Below are 23,432 nucleotides of genomic sequence, written 5' to 3'. Positions count from 1 at the left end.
AATTCAGACATCAACGTCTACAAGGAGTGAAAACGTGATGATTACCATGAAAGATATTATTAAAGAAGGGCATCCAACGCTACGAAAAGTGGCTGAACCTGTTTCTCTTCCTCCATCAGAAGAAGATAAACAAGTTTTACAAAGCCTTCTTGATTATGTAAAAATGAGCCAAAACCCTGAGCTTGCAGAAAAATATGGATTACGCCCGGGAATTGGGCTGGCAGCTCCACAAATTAATGTATCAAAACGAATGATTGCCGTCCATGTAACGGATGAAAAAGGTACTTTATATAGCTATGCGTTATTTAATCCAAAAATTGTGAGCCATTCTGTTCAACAATGCTATTTAACGAGCGGAGAAGGATGTTTATCTGTCGATCGGAACGTTCCAGGATATGTGCCGCGCTATGCCCGCATTACCGTAACAGGGACAACGCTTGAAGGTAAAGAAGTAACACTTCGGTTAAAAGGGCTGCCTGCCATTGTATTTCAACACGAAATCGACCACTTAAACGGCATCATGTTTTATGATCATATTGATCCAAAAAATCCGTTTAAAGTACCTGACAACGCGATCCCTATCGAACGATAAATGAAAAGAAGGGCTATATCCCGCACCGGGATATGCCCCTTATTTAATTAATTCAAGCTGCTTTAATCCGTATAATATTCCTTCCTCTCCGACCGATTTCGTAACGAAGTCGGCCACTTTTTTTGCTTCTTCGTGCGCATTGCCCATCGCAACACCAGTTCCAACAAACTTCAACATTTCTATATCGTTCAACCCATCTCCAAACGCGTATACATCTTCTTTCGCAATGTCGAGTTTCTCGATCATTCGCCGAATTCCTTCAGCTTTCGACCCTCCTACTGGCAGCACATCAGTTGACACATTATGCCAACGGACAAAACGAAATTCCGGATATGCTTTTACATACATTTGTTCTTCTTCCGCTTTGCAAAATAAGAGCGCTTGATAAATGTCCTCATTTTCGTAATAAAGCGGATCAAACGGAGGATGAGGAAATTTCAAGCTCCCCATACTGTCGTGAATATATGGATGATCTTCCATGCTTGCTTTCATTTCATTCACATTCATAAAAACGAGCGGATGACCATTTCTATGCGCTTCTTCCTTTAGCTCATGCAATTTTTGCCGATGAAGTGGATGTTTATAAATGACATTCCCTTCAAATACTACGTATTGGCCGTTAAAACTGACAAAAGAATCAATTCCTAGCTGCTTTCGCAAATTGGCAAACATAAATGGCGCTCTTCCCGTGGCAATCGCTACATAAACACCAGCTTTTTTCAACTCTTGAACCGCTCTTACTGTCGAAACAGGAAGATTTTTTTGTTCATCAAGCAGCGTTCCATCAATATCAAAAAATACTATTTTCTTTTTCACAATCTCTTCCCCTTAATGCAAAATCTCATTTTTTCACCCTTACCGTACTGAAAAAAACCGAAAATGTCAAATCACTTCTCGGCTTCATTCCACTTTTATCCGCGAAAAACAAGCCTTTGTTAACATATAATATAATATAGGAAGAACATTTACTTTCGCCAAGAAATGAGTACAATAAGAAGTAAGGAGTGATGAAAAATGTTGAAAAAGCTGAAAAGAAAGCTTCTTCAACAATGGAAAGATTTGCTCCGAAAAAAATCGATCGCCTAACCGTTTACGATAAGAGCCCTTCTTTCATGAAGGGCTTCTTTCTAAAAACATGCGAATGAAAGGATCAAAATTCGTCAAAAATGGTAAAAGCTAATGCTTTTTTCCTATATTCCCCTTCTGTATTTTATGTTATGAAATGAAAAAACATGAAAACTGCCCTTATTTTATATATAATAAAAAAGTTAAAGAAATAATCGTTCATAAGGAGAGGTTTTAGAATGATTTTCAAAGTGTTTTACCAAGAAAATCCTGATGAAGTGCCTGTGAGAGAAAAAACAAAAACGCTATATATTGAAGCGGAATCAGAACGGGAAGTACGCCAAAAATTGCAAGGACACACCATGAATATTGAGTATATTCAGCCGTTAGAGGGCGCTCATTTAGAATATGAAAAGAAAAATCCAGATTTTAAAGTATTGGAGATTTGAGTATGAAATTTTTAAGTGATCATCAAGTTGGCGTATTTGCTCTCGGCGGATTAGGTGAAATCGGGAAAAATACATATGGCGTACAATTTCAAGATGAAATTATTGTTATCGATGCAGGAATTAAATTTCCTGAAGATGAGCTGCTCGGAATTGATTATGTCATTCCCGATTACACGTATTTAGTAAAAAACGCAGAGAAAGTAAAAGGATTATTTATTACTCATGGGCACGAGGATCATATTGGCGGAATTCCATACTTGCTAAAGCAAGTGAATATTCCAATCTACGGCGGAAAATTAGCGTTAGGGTTAATCCGCAACAAGCTTGAGGAGCATGGACTTCTCCGACAAGCGAAACTTATTGAAATTCGCGAAGACGATGTCATTCGCTTTCAAAAAACAGCGGTGACATTTTTCCGAACAACTCACAGCATTCCTGACAGTTATGGAGTTGTTGTCAAAACACCTGTAGGACAAATTGTTCATACAGGGGACTTTAAGTTCGACTTTACACCGGTCGGTGAGCCTGCAAACTTAACCAAAATGGCGGAAATCGGCAAAAAAGGGGTCCTTTGTCTACTTTCCGACAGCACGAATAGTGAAATTCCACACTTCACCATGTCTGAACGTCGCGTTGGGGAAAGCATACATGATATTTTCCGTAAAGTGCAAGGACGGATTATTTTTGCGACATTTGCCTCCAACATTCATCGGCTGCAGCAAGTAACGGAAGCAGCCGTGATGAACAACCGAAAAATTGCTGTATTCGGAAGAAGCATGGAGGCGGCGATTGAAATCGGACAAGAGCTCGGTTACATTAAATGTCCTAAAGATACTTTTGTGGATGCAAACGAAATTAACCGCCTTCCTGCCAATCGCGTGACAATTTTATGTACCGGCAGCCAAGGCGAGCCAATGGCAGCATTATCGCGCATCGCCAATGGCACCCATCGGCAAATTCAAATTATTCCTGGCGATACGGTCGTATTTTCTTCTTCCCCAATTCCGGGCAATACGGTAAGTGTAAATCGAACGATTAATATGCTTTATCGCGCTGGCGCCGAAGTCATTCATGGCCCGCTAAACGATATTCACACATCTGGACACGGTGGACAAGAAGAACAAAAATTAATGATTCGCTTGATGAAACCGAAATATTTCATGCCGATTCACGGAGAATACCGCATGCAAAAAATGCATGCAAAGCTAGCGATCGATTGTGGAGTGCCAGAAGAAAATTGCTTTATCATGGATAATGGCGAAGTGCTTGGACTAAGTGAAAATGACGCTCGCATCGTTGGCAAAATTCCGTCCGGTTCTGTTTATATTGATGGCAGCGGCGTCGGCGACATCGGCAACATCGTCTTGCGTGACCGCCGAATTTTGTCAGAAGAAGGTCTTGTCATTGTTGTTGTAAGCATTAATATGAAAGATTTTAAAATCGCGGCTGGTCCAGATATTATTTCGCGCGGATTTGTCTACATGCGTGAATCTAGTGATTTAATTAACGATGCACAAGCGCTCATTACGAAACATCTTGAAAAAGTGCTCGAGCGCAAAACCAATCAATGGTCGGAAATCAAAAATGAAATTACGGATACGCTTGCTCCGTTCTTATACGAAAAAACAAAACGAAGACCGATGATTTTGCCAATCATTATGGAAATATAATAAAACAGCTGTTCCCTTATTTCGGAACAGCTGTTTTAATGCAATAAAAAAGGAACGAAATCATCGTGCTTTCGTTCCTCTTTCTCCCGTTATTGTTGTGTTTTTTCGTTTTCTTCTAATACACGGTTCACACGCTTTTCTAACATTTTCATGCCGCTTCCGCCAGCTTGGAAATGGCGAAGTTTTCCTTCGGCATCAAATACATAATAAGCTGGAACATATTGATTTTCAAAATGCATCTGTAATTTTATGTTCGTTATCGACTAAAATTGGTTGCGTAATGCCGTGTTCTTCCACTACTTTTTTGACAAGTTCTATGTCTAAATCATTTTCCGAACGTGGCATATGAACCGAAACAACATTGAGTTTATCTTTGCTCGAACCAGTTGCTATCTTTTCATTCTCATCGATAAAAAAACGGGCTGTTGGTACGGACAGCCCGTCAGCCATTAGCGCAATTTTTCTTCAACTTTTTGACAAATTTCTTCTGCAGTTAGACCGCTCGCTTCGATCACAGGGCCAGCTGTAACTGTATTTTGAATCCCCATGACATTAGCATCTTGGCCAGTAATTACGCAGCAATCACAGCCCTTTGCATCATTTTCCCCTCGAAGCGGGATGACTTCGTATCCTTTCGCTTTTAATGCTTCTTGTACGCTTGTTAACGAATGTTCTACACCAATTTTCGGCATAGCAATCCACCTCCTCATACACATAATGTGCCTTAAGGAAGGTAGAACTATACAATAAATTAATTGTTTCCTTTCCACGTAATGTACGATATTAAAAACGAAATCCCCTGATCAATTGCCGCTTCGTTTGGAGTCAACTTCGCATGATGCAACCCATAGGGAGAATCGACGCCAAGCCAAAACATAAATCCTGGGATTTCTGCAAGCATATACCCAAAGTCTTCTCCGGTCATCGCTTCTTTGCAGCGAATGAATCGAATCCCCTGATAATTTTCGGCAAACTGTATAAATTCCGTCGTTAACTCCGGATCATTATAAACTTGATGGTACATGGAACCGTAGTCAATTTCCGCCTCGCATTGATACGCCATTTTTATTCCACTGACCATCGCTTCAATCCGCTCTTTCACTTTTTTCATCGAATCCACCGACAATGTGCGAATCGTTCCTTCCAAGCGCGCATGCTCTGCAATCACATTTTGTACTGTACCGCCTGAAATTTTTCCAATTGTAATAACAGCACTGTCAAGCGGATCGACATTGCGCGCAACGATAGACTGAAGCTGCGTAACAAGCGAGCAGGCAGCAACAACCATATCGTTCGCCAAGTGCGGAAATGCGGCATGCCCGCCTTTTCCTTTCAAATCAATAAACAGTTCCGACGTATTGGCAAACAGCAATCCTTCTTTCGTCGCAATCGTGCCAACCGGATATTCCGGGGCGATATGTAAAGCAAGTATCATATCCGGCTTCCATACTTTCATAATCTCACTTTCAAGCATTGGTTTCGCACCGCCTGGTCCTTCCTCTGCCGGCTGGAAAATAAATAGTAAGTCATCTTGGATAGGATGCTCGGCAAAATGCGTAAGCAGCCCAAGCGCGATGCTCATATGCACATCGTGCCCGCACGCATGCATGTTTCCTTCATGCTCCGAGCTGTATGGCAATCCCGTTTCCTCTTTAATCGGCAGGCCGTCGATATCAGTGCGGTAGCCGATCATTTTTCGCGGAGCTGTTCCTTTTACTTTTACAAAAATCCCGGTTTTCCACGTTTGGATTTCCAGCCGTTCTTGCGGCAACGCATGAATGTAACGCAATAAATATTGCTGCGTCTTAAATTCTTGGAACCCTAACTCGGGAATTTTATGCAAATCGCGGCGAATCGCCACAAACGGACTGATTGATGACATCTCTATCTCCTCCATTGAAAAAAGAGCTGGCCCAAAGATGGGACAGCTTTTGTGTTTGGCTATGTTTATAACTGGCGAAGTTCTTGTTTAATTTCTGTTTTTGCTCTTGTTTTTTCATCAATTTGCTTAATTACGCGCGCCGGCACACCAGCAACAACCGTATACGGCGGCACATCTTCAACGACAATAGCGCCAGCGGCCACGACCGCGCCTTTGCCGACCGTAACGCCTTCTAAAATAACGGCATTTGCGCCAATCACTACATCGTCTTCAACGATCACTGGTTTAGCGGAAGGCGGCTCAATCACACCTGCTAAAACAGCGCCAGCGCCAACATGGCAATTCTTTCCGACCGTTGCGCGGCCGCCGAGCACTGCGTTCATATCAATCATCGTTCCTTCACCAATGACGGCACCGATATTAATGACAGCACCCATCATAATAACCGCATTATCTCCAATTTCGACTTGATCACGAATAATGGCGCCTGGCTCAATGCGCGCTTTTACTCCTTTCAAATCAAGAAGCGGAATCGCGGAATTGCGGCGATCATTTTCAATGACATAGTCTTCAATTTTTTCTTTATTGGCTTCCAATGCCGATTGAATTTCTTGCCATTCCCCAAAAACAACACCAGTATTTCCAGTAATAAACGTTTTCGCACTTGGACCAAAATCAATTCCTTCAAGGCTTCCCTTTATGTATACTTTAACAGGTGTTGACTTTTTGCTGTTTTGAATAAAAGAAATAATTTCATTCGCATCCATCATTTTCATGACATCATCCTCCTTTTGTGCTCTTATTTTCTTACTTTAGCAAAACAAAGATGATGGTGACAAGCATAAATTCATAAAATGGAATCTTGCAGCACTTTCTATATAAATGCAACTTGATATTTGGTTCTTTGCGCTTTTTATCAAGAGATTTTTCGACTGACGAAGGCAAGTCAATGACTTGCCTTCGTCACGCATAAGTGCAGTCGAAAAAATGGATCACAAGAAGTAGAATTTTCAATAACTTACATAGAAGACTTGTACTTGCGGAAGCTTCCAGCTTTACGAGCTTATAGCAAGAGTCGCGCAAAAAATAAAGCGAAAGCAGCTGCTAATCTATTGCATGCCATTACGGTCCTTCTTCTTGCGCAACTTATTTTTCATATGATTTATGGTAATGATTAAGTTGCCGCAGCTGTTTATTTAATCGCTTTAATACTTCTCGTCTTGTAAAAATTCCTTCAAAATACCCATCTTTATTTTCAACGCAAACAAACGGGTGATTTACAATAACTTCAATTCCTTTCAAAACATCATCATCCAATAAAAGGCGGGGAATGTCTTTATTCATCACTTCCTCCACTTTCATCGTTTCCAATCGTTCAAATTCAATGCGCTCCAACCCTAAAATCGCGTCCATTATCATCGTCATACTAATTAATCCATGAAGTTTATATGAAGTATCCAATACAGGAATAGCGGAATAACCAGTTTTCGTCAATACTAATAATGCATGGTCTAAATAGTTTCCGAGTTGAACGTGTGCTACTTTATCCGAAGGGATCAGAAATTGCGCAATTGTCATATGTGCAAACTCATTGTTCCCCAAACTTGTCATACCTATTTCCGCCTTTCTCTTTTAGCGTTTTCCCTTCTTCAGTTTATCATATTTTAATGTGGTCTTCTTATTAAAAAGAACTATCGCTTATTTTGAAGCGATAGTACTACGTAAAGTCATATGTTTCTTGAAGAAGCCGATCGTATAAACGTAAAAGTTGTTGATACCGTTTTTCGTCCACTTGCTTTTCTCCATTTTCTATATCAGCAAGTTCACAACTAACAAGATCCAATGCGTATTGTTGCGTAAACAAAATATCTAGGAGCAATATTTGCTCTTCATGCGATAATGTTTGAAGTAATTGCTTTCCCATTTTTTATTCCCCCTTTGGAAACTCAATTAAATATATATTCATTGAACACGTAAAAAAGTCTTATTTCCCAAAGCTTTATATCACCGGCATATAACAACGAAGCGCATTTTGATTTTGATCATTCGTTTTTTGCTTGCTGCTCGTAAAACCAATCATCTGGCATCATCAACATAAAAAAAAGAGCACTCCCTAATAGGACTGCTCATTTTGACTCATCAATAACGTAATGCCAAATAAAAAATCGCAATCGCAGCTAATAAGACGGCCGAAATATACGCCAAAAAAATTGGGTTGCGCAAAAATACATGTTCTTGCACCTTCTCGGGGATAGGAGCATCCAATTCCTCCTGCCATTTTTGTTGTCGCCCGAGACGAAATGTGTATACGCCCCCAATAACAGCAATTAAAATTGCAATGATTGATAATGTAAATGTCAACTGTGCCATTGTTTCTTCACCTCATGCTTACTTTGCCACGAGGAAAAGAATTTTATACCATTTTAATAATGAGCATCATGCTCAAATAAATAGCTATATGATAAATCGATAAATAAATAGTGCCGATCGTCAATTGGATACGAATACGTACGAATCGTTTCCCCTGTTTCGATATCTGCATATAAATCGGAAAGAATCCCGCGTTTACGTGAACGCATCCGAATAATATTCTCTAAAAAGTATGGCCGCCAACTCCAATTTTTCATGTAATATTGCGGCTGCAATTCCCAGCAGTCATTGCGCTTAAACATATTCGCCGACTGTTGAAACCCGTCTTCATCACAAACATAAATGCGGAAACAAACATCGTTTAGCTCATTAGCTAGAAGCGAAATAAGTTCATCAAAATTAGATACTTTCTTATATTTTGCCAAAAGTGTTGCCAATCGTTTCTGAAACTGTTCAGAAATGCGATAAAGCGTTTCTAATTTTTTCTTTTCTTGCTGAATAAAATGATGACATTCTTGACGCAGACGCTCTTTCAACATATCACGCGGCACTAGCTCGGCAGATGGTTTCGCCAAATAATACCCTTGGTAATAACGTCCTCCGTTTCGCCACGCATATTGCAATTGAAACGACGTTTCGATATCTTCATATAAAAGCGTTGCTCCGATTTTACGAGCGAGCAGAGAAATGGAATAAATCACATCTTGATACGCTTGATACATGGAAGTTGTCCGCAATTGGTGCAAATCAATTTTCAAAATATCAGGTGACAATAACCCGATTCTCTCTAAGTTACTGCTATGTTCACCTATATTGTCTACCGCAATTTTAATTCCATAAGTACGAATATATGTTAATAAATGACTTAATTGCTGTAAATCTCCCTTAAAATGGTGTTCATTAATTTCTAGCACAACGCGCTCTAACGACAATCCTCTTGTTTCATATTGAAGAAGAAGCTGCAAAAATGACTCAGCACGGTCAAGCATTAATAAATTTACATCACGATTTAAAAAAATAAGCAGTGTATAGTCATCGAGGGACAGAAAATAATCAAGTGCTTTTTTTGTTACCACTTCATCCACTTCTAAACGGAACTCTTCCGGTATTGTTTCATCGCGAAAAAATGGACCGAGACTTACAACTCCCGTTTCCGATTGGTATCTTCCTAGCACTTCATATCCAATCACACAATGTTCATCTGCACTAAAAATCGCTTGATAGTACGGAAAAACATTTTGCAAATTCGCCATTACATCTAATGCATCCATCCTGCTCACCTCTTTTATACACACACCATCTTTGTCATATTATATCATACGTGCTCCCTTCGATATCTTTTTTTAACATTTTTCTCCCCCCTCGAAATGAAGCAAAGAGGAAGAAGAATTGGGAGTTTTTTTATAAAGATAAAAAACTCCGCCTTAAATGGAATGTAGGTAAGAGAGGTTCATATTGAAAAACTTCCATGGTGGATAGGTTTTTCATCGGTTTGGAAAGATGGCGTCGAATGAAATGGCACCGATCTGATAAAAACATGAGCGGTTTCCTAATGTTAGGAAACCGCTCATACATATTACGTTTTTTAAAATGGATGCTGGTTGAGCCATTGTCCGCCATCCATTGTAATACATTCCCCATTAATGTAAGCGGCATCATCAGAAAGAAGAAATGCGGCAAGGGCAGCAATTTCTTCCGGTGTACCGAGACGTCCTAATGGAACACTTTCAATGGTTCTTCTTTCCGCTTCTTCTGATTCCCAAAGCCGTTCCGCACCTCCTGTCCGCTCAATTGGCCCAGGTGCGATCGCATTGACGCGGAACCCGTATTTTCGTCCCCATTCTACCGCAAGCGTCCTCGTCATCGCCAACACTCCTGCTTTCGCACACGCGGAATGGATAACACCTGCACCAGCTCTCCAAGCATATGTAGCGACTATATTGATAATGGAACCTTTTTGACCGTTATTAATCCAATAATTTCCGACCTCACGGCTACAGTAAAATGTACCGTTTAATACGATATTAATCACACTATTCCAACCATTAATCGATAGCTTCTCCGCAGGACAAATAAAATTGCCAGCAGCATTGTTAATGAGTGCATCAATTTTGCCAAATTCCGCATCCGTGCGTTTTACCATTTCAGCGACTAATTCGGGATCACGTACATCCATTTGAATCGGAAGAACTTTTCCATTTGGAGATTCGATTTCTTTTTTCGCTTCTTCTAATGCTTCAAGCCGTCTTCCCGTAATAACGACATTCGCACCTTCTGCCACAAACCGTTTTGCCATATATTTTCCCATCCCGCTCGAACCACCAGTAATAATGATTACTTTTCCGTTCATACTTCTCCCCCTTTGTAAAAATGACTGATTACTCATTCATTCCTATCTTACTATAAATATACGAAATTTTCTAACATTATTTTTGCCCTATTGTCCTCTTTTTCTTTTTTCCATTATAATAAAGCTATTGTGAAAGGACGGCACATTATGAAACGGATGAATCGGCGAACATTTTTAAAAAAATTGATGATCACCGGCATTGGGGGAATTTTGGCAACTTCATTCAGTTATGGTTACGCTCGTTTTATTGAACCAGAAAAATTAACCGTTACCCATCATATTATTTCTCACCCGCTTATTCCGAAAGAGTTTACTGGAACGAAACTTTTGCAGTTTAGCGACGTTCATTTAGGCCATTATTACGGGTTAAATCGCTTTCGTTATACAATCGAAAAAATTAACGAATTGCAGCCAGATATCGTGTTGTTTACAGGAGATTTATTAGATGAGCCAAACAAATACCCACACATTGATGCAGTTGCCAACGAGCTTTCTCGCATTCGTGCTCCACTTGGAAAATTTAGTATTTACGGAAACCACGATCACGGTGGGTATGGAACAGATATATACCGCCATATTATGGAAAAGTCGGGATTTCAAATGCTTGTCAATGAACATGTTCTCATTAAGCGACAAAACGAAAGTTTCATCGCCATTGCCGGCGTAGATGATATGATGCTCGGTAAACCAAATTTTTCTGAAATGGTAAAATCCATTCCTGATTCGACTTATACCATCGCGTTGCTGCATGAACCGGATGGTGCCATGCAAATGAGCCGTCATCCAGTTCATCTACAGCTATCAGGACATAGTCATGGCGGGCAAGTCCAGCTTCCTTTCATCGGACCGCTTATCACTCCGCCGCTTTCAGAAACATATTATGAAGGATTTTATCAAATTCATCATTTAACACTATATGTAAACCGTGGACTTGGAACAACAAGAATACCACTCCGATTTCTTTCACCGCCCGAATTGACTGTCTTTACATTGCAACACCAAGTATTAGAAAAACAACAGGACGGTTTATAAAGAAAGCCGCCAAAAATGGTTATGCGGCGTATTCCAACCGTCCTTTTCTATCATAAAAAACAAAGCAAGCAAAAAAGCTGTTTTGCAAACATATGTTCATGTTGTATAATTAAACTAAATCAATAATGAAAAGGAGACGTGCTAATGGAACCGTTAGAACCGACAATAGATAACATAGCAAAAGCGATTTTTACAGTAAACCGCCACGCAAAAACTGCGTTAAACCCATCTTTCCTATACCTTCTTAAGAAAAAAGCAATTGAAAAATTGCTGCAAGAAGGAAAAGCGAAAAAAGTTGGCTTACACTTTTCTCGCAATCCGAAATATAGCCAGCAGCAGTCTGATGTACTTGTCGCTGTCGGCGATTATTATTTTCATATTCCTCCAACAAAAGAAGACTTCGCAACCCTTCCGCATCTTGGAGCACTTAATGACTCTTACCGCAATCCTGCAACGAGAATGCCGTTGTCCAAAGCTAAAGCACTGTTACAAACATATACAGGCATCAAACCAATTCCACCAAAACAAAAAAAATCGTATCAAAAACCAGTATTTAAACGCCTTGGAGAAAGCTATTGATGGAATCTCTCCCACCTTTACATCTAGAGGTGGGAGCTGTATCATCTCCATCGAAGAGGCTTCTGCGCGTTGAATTGGCTGTTTATTATTTTAGAGACTTTGTGAAACGATCATGCACGATAATCCACTTTATATATAAATGAAAAATTCCCTGTCTCATTGATTCATAAGATATGTGCATCAATCATGTTGACGAGTTCACCAATTTCTGGTTTACTTACTTGCGCTGTTACTCCAACTTTCTCTCCTTTGTGACGAAGATCATCGGTAATAAGAGAAGAAAAAATAATGACAGGAAGTTTCTTTAACTTATCGTCTTCGCGAATACGCTTTGTTAAATGATGCCCATCCATTTGTGGCATTTCAATATCTGTAATAACAAGCTGCACTTCATCCGCAATATCTTTTCCTGTATCAGCAATCGATTGTAAATAGTGAAGAGCATCCTCCCCATTTTCGAAAAACTCCACCGATACGTATCCTGCCTCCGCTAACGTATCTTGCAGCAATTTCCTTAATAATGGTGAATCTTCTGCCACGATGATCTTTTTTTGTGAACGTTCTCGGTTCCCTAAATTTTTTATTTTCTGTGTGTTTATTCCTAAGTCTGGGTTAATGTCGGCAATAATTTTTTCAAAGTCCAACAGCAAAATCATTTGCCCCTCTAATTTCACCACACCGATAATTTGTGCTTCTAGCCCTTGATACATTTGTGACGGTTTTTCAATCTGTTTCCACGAAATCCGATGGATACGTGTCACATCATGTACATGAAAAACAACTTTTAGTTGGTTAAACTCAGCGACAATAAATTTATCGTGCTCAGGGTTTTCGGAAGGTGGAAAATGAAGCACTTTTGCTAAATCGACAACCGGAAGCACCTCTCCGCGCAATTCAATAATCCCTTCAATATGCGGATGGGAGTGTGGAATTTTTGTGATTGGGGCAGGCTTAACAATTTCGCGTACTTTCATGACATTGATGGCAAAACGATTAGTTGCAATCAAAAACTCCACTATTTCTAGTTCGTTCGTACCACTTTCCAATAAAATACTTGATCTTTCTTCCATTTGCCGCTACGTCCTTCCTATTTAATATGGTCTATATTTTATTATATTGCTGAATGCATAAAGAACCAATATTTTTTATATTTGTTTTGCAATTTATAAAAAATGGTTGCAGTCTTTTCTACTGCAACCTTAAAACTTTAATATAAAAAATCAAGCAATCTGCGATCGGCTAAATTCGTATCAACCGGAAATGATGCTGCATCACGGCCGTACTGCCAAACCCAAACGTTCGCTTTACAATTCGGGGCTGCCGGCTGATATTTCGGCGCTTTTTGTTCTTTTGTCGTCCCTGGTCTTGGCGCCGAACTCCAAATGATGGTTTGTACAGCGACTTGGTTATTTGCCTGGATCGCCTCACAATAAGCACTAGCAAAATCGCCTTTTGTCGGGTCAGCATACACCCCTGGACGATAACCTGTCGGATGCATCGTCTCCACCCATGCTACAATCCATGATGCATCGACCGAAAAAAAATCTTCGATGTTTGCAAATAATACTTTATTTGCTGGAATGCCGAGACGCCGCGCATGGAATACTGCATTGCGTGCCGCCACTTGTCCGTTTGCATATCCTACAGCCTCACGAAACGCATTATAAACAGGCATCACTTTAATCCCGTAATTTCTTAAACGTGTAATTTCCTCTTTGGTTAAACCGTCGGAAACATTCGGAACATTGGTTAAATACCGCCCCCAAAATTTTGGGTAGCCAAGTTCATTTTTCACACCTTGAAACAACTTTTCCGTTACTGCTTGCGCAGAATCGACACCCCAAACACCTTTTGCCATCAGCTTCCCCCTTTCCATAATGTTCTCTCTGCCATATATATGAAGCTTACTGCCTGTTTCATACAATCGTTCACATCGATTAATCGCCTATTCGTCCTGTATTTCTTGTTATATCGATCGGCGCTTCGATTCGTTGAAAAGCAAGTTCTACCGCTTCCTTGGCCGAATGGCAAAACGCGATTTCCACCGTACGCCGTTCATCTAAATAGCCGCCTTCATAAGCAACTTCTTTTATTTTCGTTGCCCAACCGCCAGTCGTTTCGATAATAATAACCGGCTTTTTATTCATATATGCCGCGGATAACTCGCCCAATGTTCCGTTTCCGCCACGAATCATAATCAGCGCATCAGAAGAATGAACAAGAATAAGACTGCGGAAATCAAAATGAAGACCTGTTGTAATGGGGATATCGATATAATCATTTGCAACATCAATACGATCTCCAGCTAAGATGCCAATAACAAGTCCTCCCGCTTCTTTCGCTCCTTTCGATGCCGCTTCCATCACACCGCTTCCCCCGCCTGTTAATAAAACGGCATTTCGCTTCGCAATTTCCGCCCCTACTTCCTCCGCAACATGTCGTACCTCATCGGGAATTTCTCCTGACTGCCCAATAACAGCAATTCGCTTCATTTTATCTCTCCTTCGCATACTTTGTCCTTAATTCCATTTATACGCAGTGTAAGATTCAATCAGACGTTTCCATCATTCCTTATCTTTATAATTATTTTTAAGAAATCGGAACCAACCGTTCCGTTTAAACCAAAAAAACATCAAAATCGTAATGACCGCCATCACCCCAAGAACCATAAAATAACCGTATTTCCAATGCAATTCCGGCATATTATCAAAGTTCATTCCATAAATACCGGCAATGAACGTTAATGGCATAAAAATCGTCGTAATTACTGTTAATGTCATCATAATCGTATTCATCTGGTTCGAGGTAAGCGACAAATAACTATCACGTATATCAGACGTAATTTCGCGATTTGTTTCAATCATTTCCGCCAGTTTCAGCAGATGGTCGTAAATATCGTGAAAATATAATTGGCGCTCCTTCATACGCTGAAAACGGTCGGAATGAATAATTCGGTATAGCAAATCGCGCATCGGTACAATCGTTCTTCTTAGCTTCGATAAGTCACTGCGAATATCAAATACTTTTTCGATAATGTCTTGAACCTCCTCATCGTTTGTGTTTTCCTCTAATTCATTCAATACATCTTCAATATGATAAATCGGAGGAAAATAGTCATCGACAAGCTTGTCTATAATACGGTACATCACATGGAACGGTCCTTGCTGGAAATCTTCATCGTTTTTGATTCGTGTCCATACTTCATTCACCGCATGAATCGATTGTTTATGAAAAGACACGACAAAATTTTGCCCAACAAATAAATCGACTTCCTCCGCTTCGAGCGAATTTCCATCAATGGCATGCAAAACAACAAATAAATACCGATCATAAAAATCAAGCTTTGGGCGTTGTACATATTCTAAACAGTCTTCAATCGCAAGAGGATGGAAGTGGAAAAAATCAGCCAACAACTTTGCTTCATTCTCAGTCGGTTCATGAAAATCAACCCAATACCATGAAACATCTGGACTATTTACAAATGAAAGCGGAACATCATAGATAACCTCAAATTCTTTTGTAATGACACATGTCCGAATCATGCGAATCACCTTACGATCTATAATCTACTTTCCTCTACATATGATAACCGAAAATAGGCTTCATCCTAACAAAAAAGGGGATATACATGATGTAGAAAATGTTAAAGAATATTTATCAAAATTTTCTTTACTTTTTGATCAAAAACAAAGATAATATAAAAAAGGGAACTTATCGTTCCCAAGTAGGGGAGGAATCACATATGTACGAAAAACAATATCCTCACGAAGGTGCTATTTTACCTGGCCAAATGGAAGAAAAAAGTAATTATGGCCCGCTGGCGGAAAAAATATTACAACAAGCAATATTCCAGTTTCAAAAACAAAAACTGATGGAAAAGATTGACGAAGCGCTTATGACGCGAAATAAGCCACTCTTTTTAGAACTTTCCGCACAATATAATGAGCTTCTAAAAAAACATGGTGCTTAAGAGGAGAGAAAAATGTTCGAGTGTGAAACGTCTGAGTCATATGGTCAAATAATAAGGTGAGCCGCTTCTTCCAAAATTTATTAAAGAAAAATGGAGGCGGCTCACTTTTATTTTTCCCCATTCTCATCCAATCGTCAAACATGATAAAATGTGATCAAACGATGATAACGGAAGGATGAGCAATCGGTGGAACATCTTATACATTCACGTGTAAAAAATATTGAAATATCCGGTATTCGTAGATTTTTTAACATGGTTGCCAACCGTCCCGATTTGATTTCACTAACGATTGGGCAGCCGGATTTTCCCACTCCTGAACATATAAAAGAAGCAGGAAAAGAGGCAATTACAGATAATTTTACAACGTATACGCATAACGCTGGTTTTCTTGAACTGCGCCAAGCTGCATGTGATTTTATTCTTGAAAAATACGGGTTATATTACGATTCTGACGAAGTAATTGTCACCGTTGGAGCAAGCCAAGCGCTTGACATTACATTTCGCACCATTTTAGAAGAAGAAACAGAAGTAATTTTGCCAGGTCCTGTTTATCCAGGATACGAACCGCTGATCCGATTATGTGGAGCAAAACCGGTCTATGTCGATACACGGTCGAACGGATTTCGTCTATCTGCTGAATTAATTGCTCCTTACTTAAATGAACGGACTCGTTGTATCGTACTCCCATACCCTTCGAATCCTACCGGAGTCACTCTGTCCGAACAAGAACTTCAGAAAATCGCCGAGCTAGTAAAGGGGCGGCCAATTTGGATTGTCTCAGACGAAATTTATAGCGAACTCGTTTATAATGGCGAACACCATTCGATCGCAAAATGGTTGCGCGAACAAACAATCGTTATTAATGGATTGAGCAAATCCCACTCGATGACAGGATGGCGGATCGGATTCGTATTCGCTCCATCTTTCGTTACAAAACATATGATCAAAGTACACCAATACAGCGTCTCATGCACATCATCTGTGTCTCAAAAAGCTGCGCTTGCCGCCTTAACAGCAGGAAAAAATGACGCGGAAACGATGCGCTCCCAATACAAAGAACGAATGGAATATGCTTACCATCGTCTAATCAAAATGGGACTGGAAGTGGAAAAACCGAGCGGTGCCTTTTACTTATTTCCATCTATCGCCGCTTTCGGTCAATCGTCTTTCGATTTTGCGCTTGATGTTGTGAATAAAGCTGGTGTCGCGCTCGTTCCTGGCAGCGCCTTTTCCGAATATGGGGAAGGATATGTACGCCTTTCTTATGCTTATTCACTAGATACCCTTAAGAAAGGGCTAGATCGTCTAGAACGATATCTCAAAGAAAAACAGTGAGTACTTGTTGACCGTACTCACTGTTTTCTTCTTTCCCTATGGAACAAGGATGAGCTTTCCATGCGTTTTTCGTGATTGAAGAAGACGATGTACTTCAGCCGCTTGCTCGAGCGGATAAACACCGCCAATCGCCAATATCAGTTTTCCTGTTTGAACATAGGTCAATAATTCTTGCAAACTTTGTTGATACAACTCTGATTTTCTCATTATTTGCGGCAAAAAGAAGCCGATGACAGATAAATTTTTTCCCATCAGACGCGCTGGATTCATGCGTGTAAATTGACCGCTCGCCACACCATAAACCACAAGCCGTCCAAATGGAGCTAAACAATCGAGCGTCTGGTGAAAAATATCTCCTCCTGCCATCTCTAACGCCACATCTACTCCTTTTCCGTTCGTATATTCAAGAACCTCGTCCTTCCATCCTTCTTTGGTATAATCGATTGTTGCATCCGCTCCAAGCTGTTTAGCAAGTGCTCTTTTCTCTTTGGTGCTAGCCGTAGCGATAATGTTTCCGGCACGAAAAATTTTCGCAAGCTGAACAGCGAGCGTTCCAACTCCCCCTGCCGCAGCATGAATCAATACCGTCTCTCCTTCTTCTAAACGGCCCATCGTTTTTAAAATATGGTACGCGCTTAATCCTTGAACAGGAAGAGCAACTGCCTGCTGAAAATCAAGTTCATCGGGAATAGGAATCACTCCACGCTCATCTACGTTGACATATTCAGCATACCCACCTGATTCGATTAACGCAACGACACGCTGCCCGATATGAACAGAGGTAACATCTTCGCCGACTTCGCTCACGACTCCAGCCACTTCCGCTCCTGGTATAAACGGAAGCGGAGTCGGAACGACATAATGTCCTTCCCGACGTGCGGTGTCCGCATAGTTTACTCCAATCGCTTCCACTTTTATAAGCACGCGACGTCCGGTTGGAATCGGGCGTTCCATCTCAACCATTTCCAGCACTTCCGGATCTCCATATTTTGTAAATTGGACAACTTTCATCCCTCATTCTCCTTCCGTTAATATTCATTATGAGCACCTCGCTGCATCGTGAATTTCTCCTCCCGATGCCGTTTTTTGAAAAAATGGAATAACAGGGAGCACTCCTTGCTGATTAATATAATCAATGTCTGATTCAAGGCCATGGACCATCATCCATCTTCCGACTCGTGAAGAGGCAAGCACTGTTTTCCCCGCGTTTTCCGTCTTGTATTTTTCGTAAAAGAGCCACGCCGCCATGGCGCTATCGGACAAGTCGCGGGTAGAAACGCCGCATTGAAGCAGGCAAGAGATAAAATAACCAGCACCATAAAAATCTTCTAAACAAAATCTTCCTGATGAACCGGAGCAGATAGCGACAATCGTTTCCGATGCATGCCGCCGGCAAATATGCTCACTAAGCGCCGGTCCATTCAGCAAGCTACCGACGTAAAGATGATTGGCGTGCATCGCCTTGCGGATCGCCACCGTGCCATTCGTCGTGGATAAAATAATCGTTTTTCCCGGACAGAACTTTTGCAAAAAAAGCGGTGCCGTAGATCGAAAGCCATCAATCGTCCGGCCTTCGTACTCGCCGACAAGCTCATAGCTCCCGTTTGGAAGCAGGCTCGCTTTTTCCCGGGCTTCCTCGGCATTTCGCACTGGAATAACGGAAGCAGCGCCAAACGAAAGGGCGGCGGTAATCGTGGAAGTAGCGAGCAAAATATCGAACACAACCGCTATTTTTCCATCTGCTAAAGCTGTTTCATCAATATCTTCTTTGCGAAAGACGACATGTACTTTTGCCATGGATTCACCTCAGCGCATTGCTAGCTGCCATGCATGTTGGATGAGTGACTGAACAAATTTTCCAAAATTGCGGAAGCGTTCGTCATTCGTCTGCCCGCAGCGGTAGCGATAATAAATCTGCTGGGCGATGACAGCGAGTTTAAAATAAGCAAACGTTAAATAAAAGTGCATATTCGAAATATCCCGTCCGCTTTTTTCTGCGTATGCCCGAATAAATTCCTCGCGCGTATAAAAGCCAGGATAAACGGTAACCGGCGTTCTGCCAAATCCGTTTTTCAACTGCGGCGGATCGTCCTTTTCAATCCAGTAGCTCATCGCCACAGCCAGATCGGCAAGCGGATCGCCGACGGTGGACATTTCCCAGTCAAACAAGCCGGCCATTTGCGTGACATCATCTTCGGCAAACAACGCGTTGTTTAATTTATAATCATAGTGAATAATCGTCGCTTCGCTGTTTTCCGGAACGTGACTCACAAGCCATTTCGTCAGCGCTTCCACTTCTTTAATCTCATCCGTTTTCGCCCGCTCATAGCGCTGAATCCATCCATGTACTTGCCGTTCCATAAACCTTTTAGGCTTTACCATCTCGACAAGATGCGTTTTTGTATAATCAAGCTGATGTACTTGTACGAGCGTATCCACCATCGTTTCCGAGATTTTCCGACATAATTCTTCTGTCGGGACAATGTGCGCTGGAAACTCCGTATCTAGCACAATGCCATGGCGACGCTCCATCACAAAAAATGGACTGCCAATAATCGATTCATCCTCGCAAAATAATAACGGTTTCGGCGCCAGCGGGAAAATCGGATGAATTTCCGTCAGCCATGTGCTTTCCCGCTTCATATCATGCGCCTTCGGCGGAACGGGGCCAAACGGCGGCCGCCGCAAAACGGCTTCCCACTCTCCGCATGACAGCAAATACGTTAAATTGGAGCGTCCAGCGGAAAACTGTCTCACTTGCAGCGTGCCCTCCGGAAAATCCGGCAATGTTTTTCTCAAAAAATCGGTCAATTTTTCAACAGGCAGTTCTTCTCCTTTACGTACAGGAATGATCGCCGTCATGGCAATTTCTCCTTTCCATTACGATCGTTTGGCATATTCATCCTTTTTTTACTGACTGGTTAGTATGTTTCAAAAAAGCTACTTGGCATGCAAACACCAAGCAGCTGCACTCTTTACTTTTTCTCTATTCCTTCCAGTAAAATCGAAACCATATGTTTCGCCACTTCGAAATCGCTCAATTTCCCATCCGGCTGAAACCATTGGTAGCTCCAGTTTGCCGCTCCTAAAACGGTCAGCGTTGCAATGGAAGGCGGCAAATCGTCACGGAACTCGCCGTTTCTCATCCCTTCTTCTATTAACAATTGCAGATTGTAACGAAACAAATCCCGCTTTTCTACAATTTTCTTTAAATGATCTTCATTTAAATGTTTCATTTCCCGGAAAAAAATACGTGCCTGTCTTCCTTGTTTTTCAATGTTATGAATAAGCATATAGACGATTTCAAACACTTTTTCCTTTATTGTTTTTGTAGAATCCTCTATAATTCTCTTTTGATTTTCAAGCAGTGCTTCAATATAGCGAAGATGGATATCCATTAATAATTCTTCTTTGCTTTTAAAATAGTAGTAAAATGTTCCTTTTGTCACGCCGAGCATATCCACAATATCTTGAATGGAAGTTTCGCTAAATCCTTTTTGTTCAAATAGCATAATGCCTGCCGCCATAATTTTTTCCTTCACGCTCTTCCACCTTTCCTGTCATGTTTATTCCTGCCATTATCATAAAACGGTCAAGCCAATAAGACAACAAGCATGTGACTTGACCGCTTTTGGAAGAACGCACTTCTTTCTTTATTTTGAACGGAGCGCCTCTTCGCGAAGAGCGCGGCGCAAAATTTTGCCGACGTTTGTTTTTGGCAATTCGGCGCGAAACTCGACAATGTGAGGCACTTTGTAGGCGGCTAAATTTTTGCGGCAATGCGCGATAATTTCTTCTTCTGTTGCTTCTTTTCCATCTTTTAATACGATGATCGCTTTTACCGTTTCACCGCGGTACTCATCTGGCACGCCGATCGCCACCGCTTCTTTTACTGCCGGATGTTCGTAAAGCACCTCTTCAATTTCACGCGGATAAATATTGTAACCGCCGGCAATAATCATATCTTTTTTCCGGTCAATGATTGTTACATATCCTTCTAATGTGATGTTGGGAATATCAAACTGAAACGATACATTCTCTGGATATAATACCGCCGCTTTCTTTTCATTCATTTTCCCATTCCTCCTTTTTTAAGATCCTGAGGCGTGGCTTCCGCCATCGACAACGATTAACGATCCTGTCACAAAATCGGAGGCCGGAGACGCTAAAAATAATATCGCTCCTTTTAAATCATCTTCTCCGCCAAATCGTCCTAACGGCGTATTTTGCAGCACTTTCTGTCCCACTTGCTCAAGGACGGCTTTGGACATTTTCGTTGGGAAAAACCCCGGTGCGATTGCATTGACATGAATTCCGTATCTTCCCCATTTTACGGCCAAGTCTTTCGTAAACGTAATAACAGCCCCTTTGCTTGTGTTATAACCAATGGTATTTAATATTTCCGGATTCGTTCCGCCAAGCCCTGCGACAGAAGCGATATTGATGATTTTGCCGCTCCGCTGTTTGATCATTACTTTGCCGGCCGCCTGGCTCATGAGAAACGTTCCGGTCACATTGACGTTGATGACTTTTTGCCATGCCTCAAGCGGCATTTCTTCTACCGGCGCCCCCCACGTCGCGCCGCTGTTATTGACTAAAATGTCAATTTGCCCAAATTCATCGACCGTCGCTTGCACGACGCGCTGTACATCCTCTGGATTCGTGACATCGCATTTTAATGCAAGCGCTTTTACGCCAAGCTGTTCTAGCTTTTCTTTCACTTGTTCACATGCTTCCAATTTTCTCGAACATATAACGACGTTTGCTCCTGCTTCCGCCAAGCCGATGGCGATCTGTTCGCCAAGCCCGCGCCCTCCTCCGGTAACGATCGCCGTTTTTCCAGATATTTTAAACAAATCTAGTACATGCATGCTATTTCTCTCCCTTTTTTATTGATATTGTCGTAATTCCAATTTGGCGATTTGCTCTTTATGCACTTCATCCGGCCCGTCGGCAAGACGCAATGTGCGCGCATTCGCCCATTGAGCGGCAAGCGGGAAGTCATCGCTGACTCCTGCGGCTCCAAATGCCTGGATGGCCCGGTCAATCACTTTTAAGGCAACGTTTGGCGCTACCACTTTAATCATCGCAATTTCTTTTTTCGCCTTTTTATTGCCCACCGTATCCATCATGTATGCCGCTTTCAATGTAAGCAGCCGTGCTTGTTCAATTTCGATCCGTGACTGGGCAATCCAATCGCGAATGACGCCTTGTTCTGCGATCGGTTTCCCAAACGCAACCCGCTTTTGCACGCGCTGGCACATCAATTCAAGCGCCCTCTCGGCCGCTCCGATCAGCCGCATGCAATGGTGAATTCTCCCTGGGCCTAGGCGTCCTTGGGCAATGGCAAATCCTTTTCCTTCTCCCCAAATAATGTTTTCTTTCGGGACGCGGACATGGTCATACGTAATTTCCGCATGGCCGTGTGGGGCATGGTCATAGCCAAACACCGGCAGCATCCTCTCAATTTTTACTCCTGGCGTATCGAGCGGAACAATAATCATCGACTGCTGTTCGTGTTTCGGGGCATCCGGGTTCGTTTTTCCCATGACAATCGCGACTTTGCAGCGCGGATCGCCAGCGCCTGACGACCACCATTTCCGTCCAGTAATAACGTATTCATCGCCATCGCGGACAATGCTTGCAGAAATGTTCGTCGCATCACTGGAGGCAACGTCTGGCTCTGTCATGGAAAAACAGGAACGGATTTCCCCGTTTAATAACGGAATCAGCCATTTTTGCTTCTGTTCTTCCGTGCCGTAGCGGACGAGCACTTCCATATTTCCTGTGTCAGGAGCGCTGCAATTAAATACTTCCGGCGCAATCAACGAGCGCCCCATGATCTCGCAAAGCGGCGCATACTCCAAGTTCGTCAGCCCTGCCCCGTATTCGCTGTCCGGCAAAAATAAATTCCAAAGTCCTTCTTTTTTCGCCTTTGCTTTTAATTCCTCCATAATCGGCGGAACAGACCATCTCGATTCTTGTGCGTTTAGTTGCTCCTTATACACCTTTTCATTTGGATAAATGTAACCTTCCATGAAAGCGCTTAACTTTTTAATCAGCTCTTTGACTTTCGGTGAATACGAAAAATCCATTCTTTCCCATCCCCTTCTATACTAACCGGTTAGTATGTAACCT

Annotated in this window: 27 protein-coding genes and 2 pseudogenes; 8 read left to right on the top strand and 21 right to left on the bottom strand. The window is 41.7% G+C overall.

Going from position 1 to position 23,432, the window contains the following annotated elements:
- The first annotated feature begins 37 nt into the window (after positions 1–37).
- Positions 38–592, top strand: a complete 555-nt coding sequence (gene def, locus DER53_RS09330; RefSeq protein ID WP_015863292.1) for a peptide deformylase — start codon at positions 38–40, stop codon at positions 590–592.
- Between the two features lie 39 nt (positions 593–631).
- On the opposite strand, the gene DER53_RS09325 is transcribed toward def, so the two are convergent.
- Positions 632–1,408 (bottom strand): Cof-type HAD-IIB family hydrolase, encoded by a 777-nt coding sequence (locus tag DER53_RS09325; protein WP_015863291.1) that lies wholly within the window; start codon positions 1,406–1,408, stop codon positions 632–634.
- A gap of 191 nt (positions 1,409–1,599) precedes the next feature.
- On the opposite strand from DER53_RS09325, the gene DER53_RS09320 reads away from it, so the two are divergent.
- The 3 genes from DER53_RS09320 (at position 1,600) to rnjA (ending at position 3,776) form a co-directional block, all read left to right on the top strand.
- On the top strand, positions 1,600–1,737 hold the full coding sequence (locus DER53_RS09320) for a hypothetical protein (RefSeq protein ID WP_167317822.1): 138 nt from the start codon (positions 1,600–1,602) through the stop codon (positions 1,735–1,737).
- Positions 1,738–1,896: 159 nt separating this feature from the next.
- Entirely contained in the window at positions 1,897–2,106 is a 210-nt protein-coding gene (locus DER53_RS09315) for a DNA-dependent RNA polymerase subunit epsilon (protein WP_015863290.1), read from the top strand.
- Between the two features lie 2 nt (positions 2,107–2,108).
- Positions 2,109–3,776 (top strand): ribonuclease J1, encoded by a 1,668-nt coding sequence (gene rnjA / locus DER53_RS09310; protein ID WP_062753547.1) that lies wholly within the window; start codon positions 2,109–2,111, stop codon positions 3,774–3,776.
- Between the two features lie 89 nt (positions 3,777–3,865).
- Here the strand turns inward: rnjA and DER53_RS09305 are convergent.
- From DER53_RS09305 to fadH, 9 genes and pseudogenes are all read right to left on the bottom strand, one after another.
- A pseudogene (locus DER53_RS09305) lies at positions 3,866–4,151 on the bottom strand (thioredoxin domain-containing protein); the annotation flags it as partial.
- A 74-nt stretch (positions 4,152–4,225) separates the two neighbouring features.
- Positions 4,226–4,468 carry a YkuS family protein gene (locus tag DER53_RS09300; protein ID WP_062753549.1) on the bottom strand — a complete coding sequence of 81 codons (243 nt, stop codon included), beginning with the start codon at positions 4,466–4,468 and terminating at the stop codon, positions 4,226–4,228.
- A gap of 59 nt (positions 4,469–4,527) precedes the next feature.
- Positions 4,528–5,658: an N-acetyldiaminopimelate deacetylase gene (locus DER53_RS09295; RefSeq protein ID WP_015863287.1), complete on the bottom strand. Its 1,131-nt coding sequence runs from the start codon at positions 5,656–5,658 to the stop codon at positions 4,528–4,530.
- Positions 5,659–5,723: 65 nt separating this feature from the next.
- Positions 5,724–6,434, bottom strand: coding sequence for a 2,3,4,5-tetrahydropyridine-2,6-dicarboxylate N-acetyltransferase (dapD, locus tag DER53_RS09290; protein WP_062753551.1), 711 nt, complete (start codon positions 6,432–6,434; stop codon positions 5,724–5,726).
- 370 nt (positions 6,435–6,804) lie between these two features.
- Positions 6,805–7,269 carry a cyclic-di-AMP-binding protein CbpB gene (cbpB, locus tag DER53_RS09285; RefSeq protein ID WP_062753552.1) on the bottom strand — a complete coding sequence of 155 codons (465 nt, stop codon included), beginning with the start codon at positions 7,267–7,269 and terminating at the stop codon, positions 6,805–6,807.
- A 106-nt stretch (positions 7,270–7,375) separates the two neighbouring features.
- Positions 7,376–7,582, bottom strand: a complete 207-nt coding sequence (gene abbA, locus DER53_RS09280) for an antirepressor AbbA (RefSeq protein ID WP_015863284.1) — start codon at positions 7,580–7,582, stop codon at positions 7,376–7,378.
- Positions 7,583–7,797: 215 nt separating this feature from the next.
- Entirely contained in the window at positions 7,798–8,028 is a 231-nt protein-coding gene (locus DER53_RS09275) for a hypothetical protein (protein ID WP_062753554.1), read from the bottom strand.
- A 53-nt stretch (positions 8,029–8,081) separates the two neighbouring features.
- Complete coding sequence (locus DER53_RS09270; RefSeq protein ID WP_062678308.1) at positions 8,082–9,299, bottom strand: EAL domain-containing protein; 1,218 nt, start codon at positions 9,297–9,299, stop codon at positions 8,082–8,084.
- 314 nt (positions 9,300–9,613) lie between these two features.
- The gene (fadH, locus tag DER53_RS09265) at positions 9,614–10,378 is read right to left on the bottom strand and encodes a 2,4-dienoyl-CoA reductase (protein ID WP_015863281.1); all 765 of its coding nucleotides are present in this window, start codon (positions 10,376–10,378) and stop codon (positions 9,614–9,616) included.
- Positions 10,379–10,525: 147 nt separating this feature from the next.
- On the opposite strand from fadH, the gene DER53_RS09260 reads away from it, so the two are divergent.
- Both DER53_RS09260 and DER53_RS09255 read left to right on the top strand, forming a co-directional pair.
- On the top strand, positions 10,526–11,410 hold the full coding sequence (locus DER53_RS09260; RefSeq protein ID WP_062753556.1) for a metallophosphoesterase: 885 nt from the start codon (positions 10,526–10,528) through the stop codon (positions 11,408–11,410).
- Between the two features lie 144 nt (positions 11,411–11,554).
- Positions 11,555–11,989 (top strand): YkyB family protein, encoded by a 435-nt coding sequence (locus DER53_RS09255; RefSeq protein WP_015863279.1) that lies wholly within the window; start codon positions 11,555–11,557, stop codon positions 11,987–11,989.
- 164 nt (positions 11,990–12,153) lie between these two features.
- Here DER53_RS09255 and DER53_RS09250 read toward each other — a convergent pair whose 3' ends face one another.
- The 4 genes from DER53_RS09250 to corA all read right to left on the bottom strand — a co-directional run bounded on the left by DER53_RS09250 (position 12,154) and on the right by corA (position 15,531).
- Positions 12,154–13,059 (bottom strand): chemotaxis protein, encoded by a 906-nt coding sequence (locus tag DER53_RS09250; RefSeq protein ID WP_062753558.1) that lies wholly within the window; start codon positions 13,057–13,059, stop codon positions 12,154–12,156.
- A 137-nt stretch (positions 13,060–13,196) separates the two neighbouring features.
- Complete coding sequence (locus tag DER53_RS09245) at positions 13,197–13,847, bottom strand: glycoside hydrolase domain-containing protein (RefSeq protein WP_062753560.1); 651 nt, start codon at positions 13,845–13,847, stop codon at positions 13,197–13,199.
- A gap of 79 nt (positions 13,848–13,926) precedes the next feature.
- The gene (locus tag DER53_RS09240) at positions 13,927–14,481 is read right to left on the bottom strand and encodes a TIGR00725 family protein (protein WP_015863276.1); all 555 of its coding nucleotides are present in this window, start codon (positions 14,479–14,481) and stop codon (positions 13,927–13,929) included.
- Between the two features lie 72 nt (positions 14,482–14,553).
- Positions 14,554–15,531 carry a magnesium/cobalt transporter CorA gene (corA, locus tag DER53_RS09235; protein WP_062678312.1) on the bottom strand — a complete coding sequence of 326 codons (978 nt, stop codon included), beginning with the start codon at positions 15,529–15,531 and terminating at the stop codon, positions 14,554–14,556.
- A gap of 200 nt (positions 15,532–15,731) precedes the next feature.
- On the opposite strand from corA, the gene DER53_RS09230 reads away from it, so the two are divergent.
- Both DER53_RS09230 and DER53_RS09225 read left to right on the top strand, forming a co-directional pair.
- Positions 15,732–15,959, top strand: a complete 228-nt coding sequence (locus DER53_RS09230) for an IDEAL domain-containing protein (RefSeq protein ID WP_015863274.1) — start codon at positions 15,732–15,734, stop codon at positions 15,957–15,959.
- 186 nt (positions 15,960–16,145) lie between these two features.
- On the top strand, positions 16,146–17,294 hold the full coding sequence (locus DER53_RS09225) for an aminotransferase A (RefSeq protein WP_062678313.1): 1,149 nt from the start codon (positions 16,146–16,148) through the stop codon (positions 17,292–17,294).
- Between the two features lie 36 nt (positions 17,295–17,330).
- On the opposite strand, the gene DER53_RS09220 is transcribed toward DER53_RS09225, so the two are convergent.
- The 7 genes and pseudogenes from DER53_RS09220 to DER53_RS09190 form a co-directional block, all read right to left on the bottom strand.
- The gene (locus DER53_RS09220) at positions 17,331–18,305 is read right to left on the bottom strand and encodes a quinone oxidoreductase family protein (RefSeq protein ID WP_062753562.1); all 975 of its coding nucleotides are present in this window, start codon (positions 18,303–18,305) and stop codon (positions 17,331–17,333) included.
- Positions 18,306–18,332: 27 nt separating this feature from the next.
- Positions 18,333–19,091 (bottom strand): 2-phosphosulfolactate phosphatase, encoded by a 759-nt coding sequence (locus DER53_RS09215; protein WP_062753564.1) that lies wholly within the window; start codon positions 19,089–19,091, stop codon positions 18,333–18,335.
- Positions 19,092–19,100: 9 nt separating this feature from the next.
- A complete protein-coding gene (locus DER53_RS09210) occupies positions 19,101–20,156 on the bottom strand; it encodes a phosphotransferase family protein (RefSeq protein WP_062753566.1) in 1,056 nt (351 codons plus the stop codon).
- 113 nt (positions 20,157–20,269) lie between these two features.
- The gene (locus DER53_RS09205) at positions 20,270–20,836 is read right to left on the bottom strand and encodes a TetR/AcrR family transcriptional regulator (protein ID WP_062753568.1); all 567 of its coding nucleotides are present in this window, start codon (positions 20,834–20,836) and stop codon (positions 20,270–20,272) included.
- A gap of 111 nt (positions 20,837–20,947) precedes the next feature.
- A pseudogene (locus DER53_RS09200) lies at positions 20,948–21,367 on the bottom strand (AMP-binding enzyme); the annotation flags it as partial.
- 18 nt (positions 21,368–21,385) lie between these two features.
- Positions 21,386–22,165 carry an SDR family oxidoreductase gene (locus DER53_RS09195; protein ID WP_062678320.1) on the bottom strand — a complete coding sequence of 260 codons (780 nt, stop codon included), beginning with the start codon at positions 22,163–22,165 and terminating at the stop codon, positions 21,386–21,388.
- Positions 22,166–22,183: 18 nt separating this feature from the next.
- A complete protein-coding gene (locus DER53_RS09190) occupies positions 22,184–23,389 on the bottom strand; it encodes an acyl-CoA dehydrogenase (RefSeq protein WP_062753571.1) in 1,206 nt (401 codons plus the stop codon).
- Positions 23,390–23,432 lie beyond the last annotated feature (43 nt).

Source organism: Parageobacillus toebii NBRC 107807, from assembly GCF_003688615.2.
GTDB classification, from domain to species: Bacteria; Bacillota; Bacilli; order Bacillales; family Anoxybacillaceae; genus Parageobacillus_B; species Parageobacillus_B toebii.
Note: the sequence above shows the minus strand (reverse complement) of the source record. Positions and strands in the feature narration are given on the sequence as shown.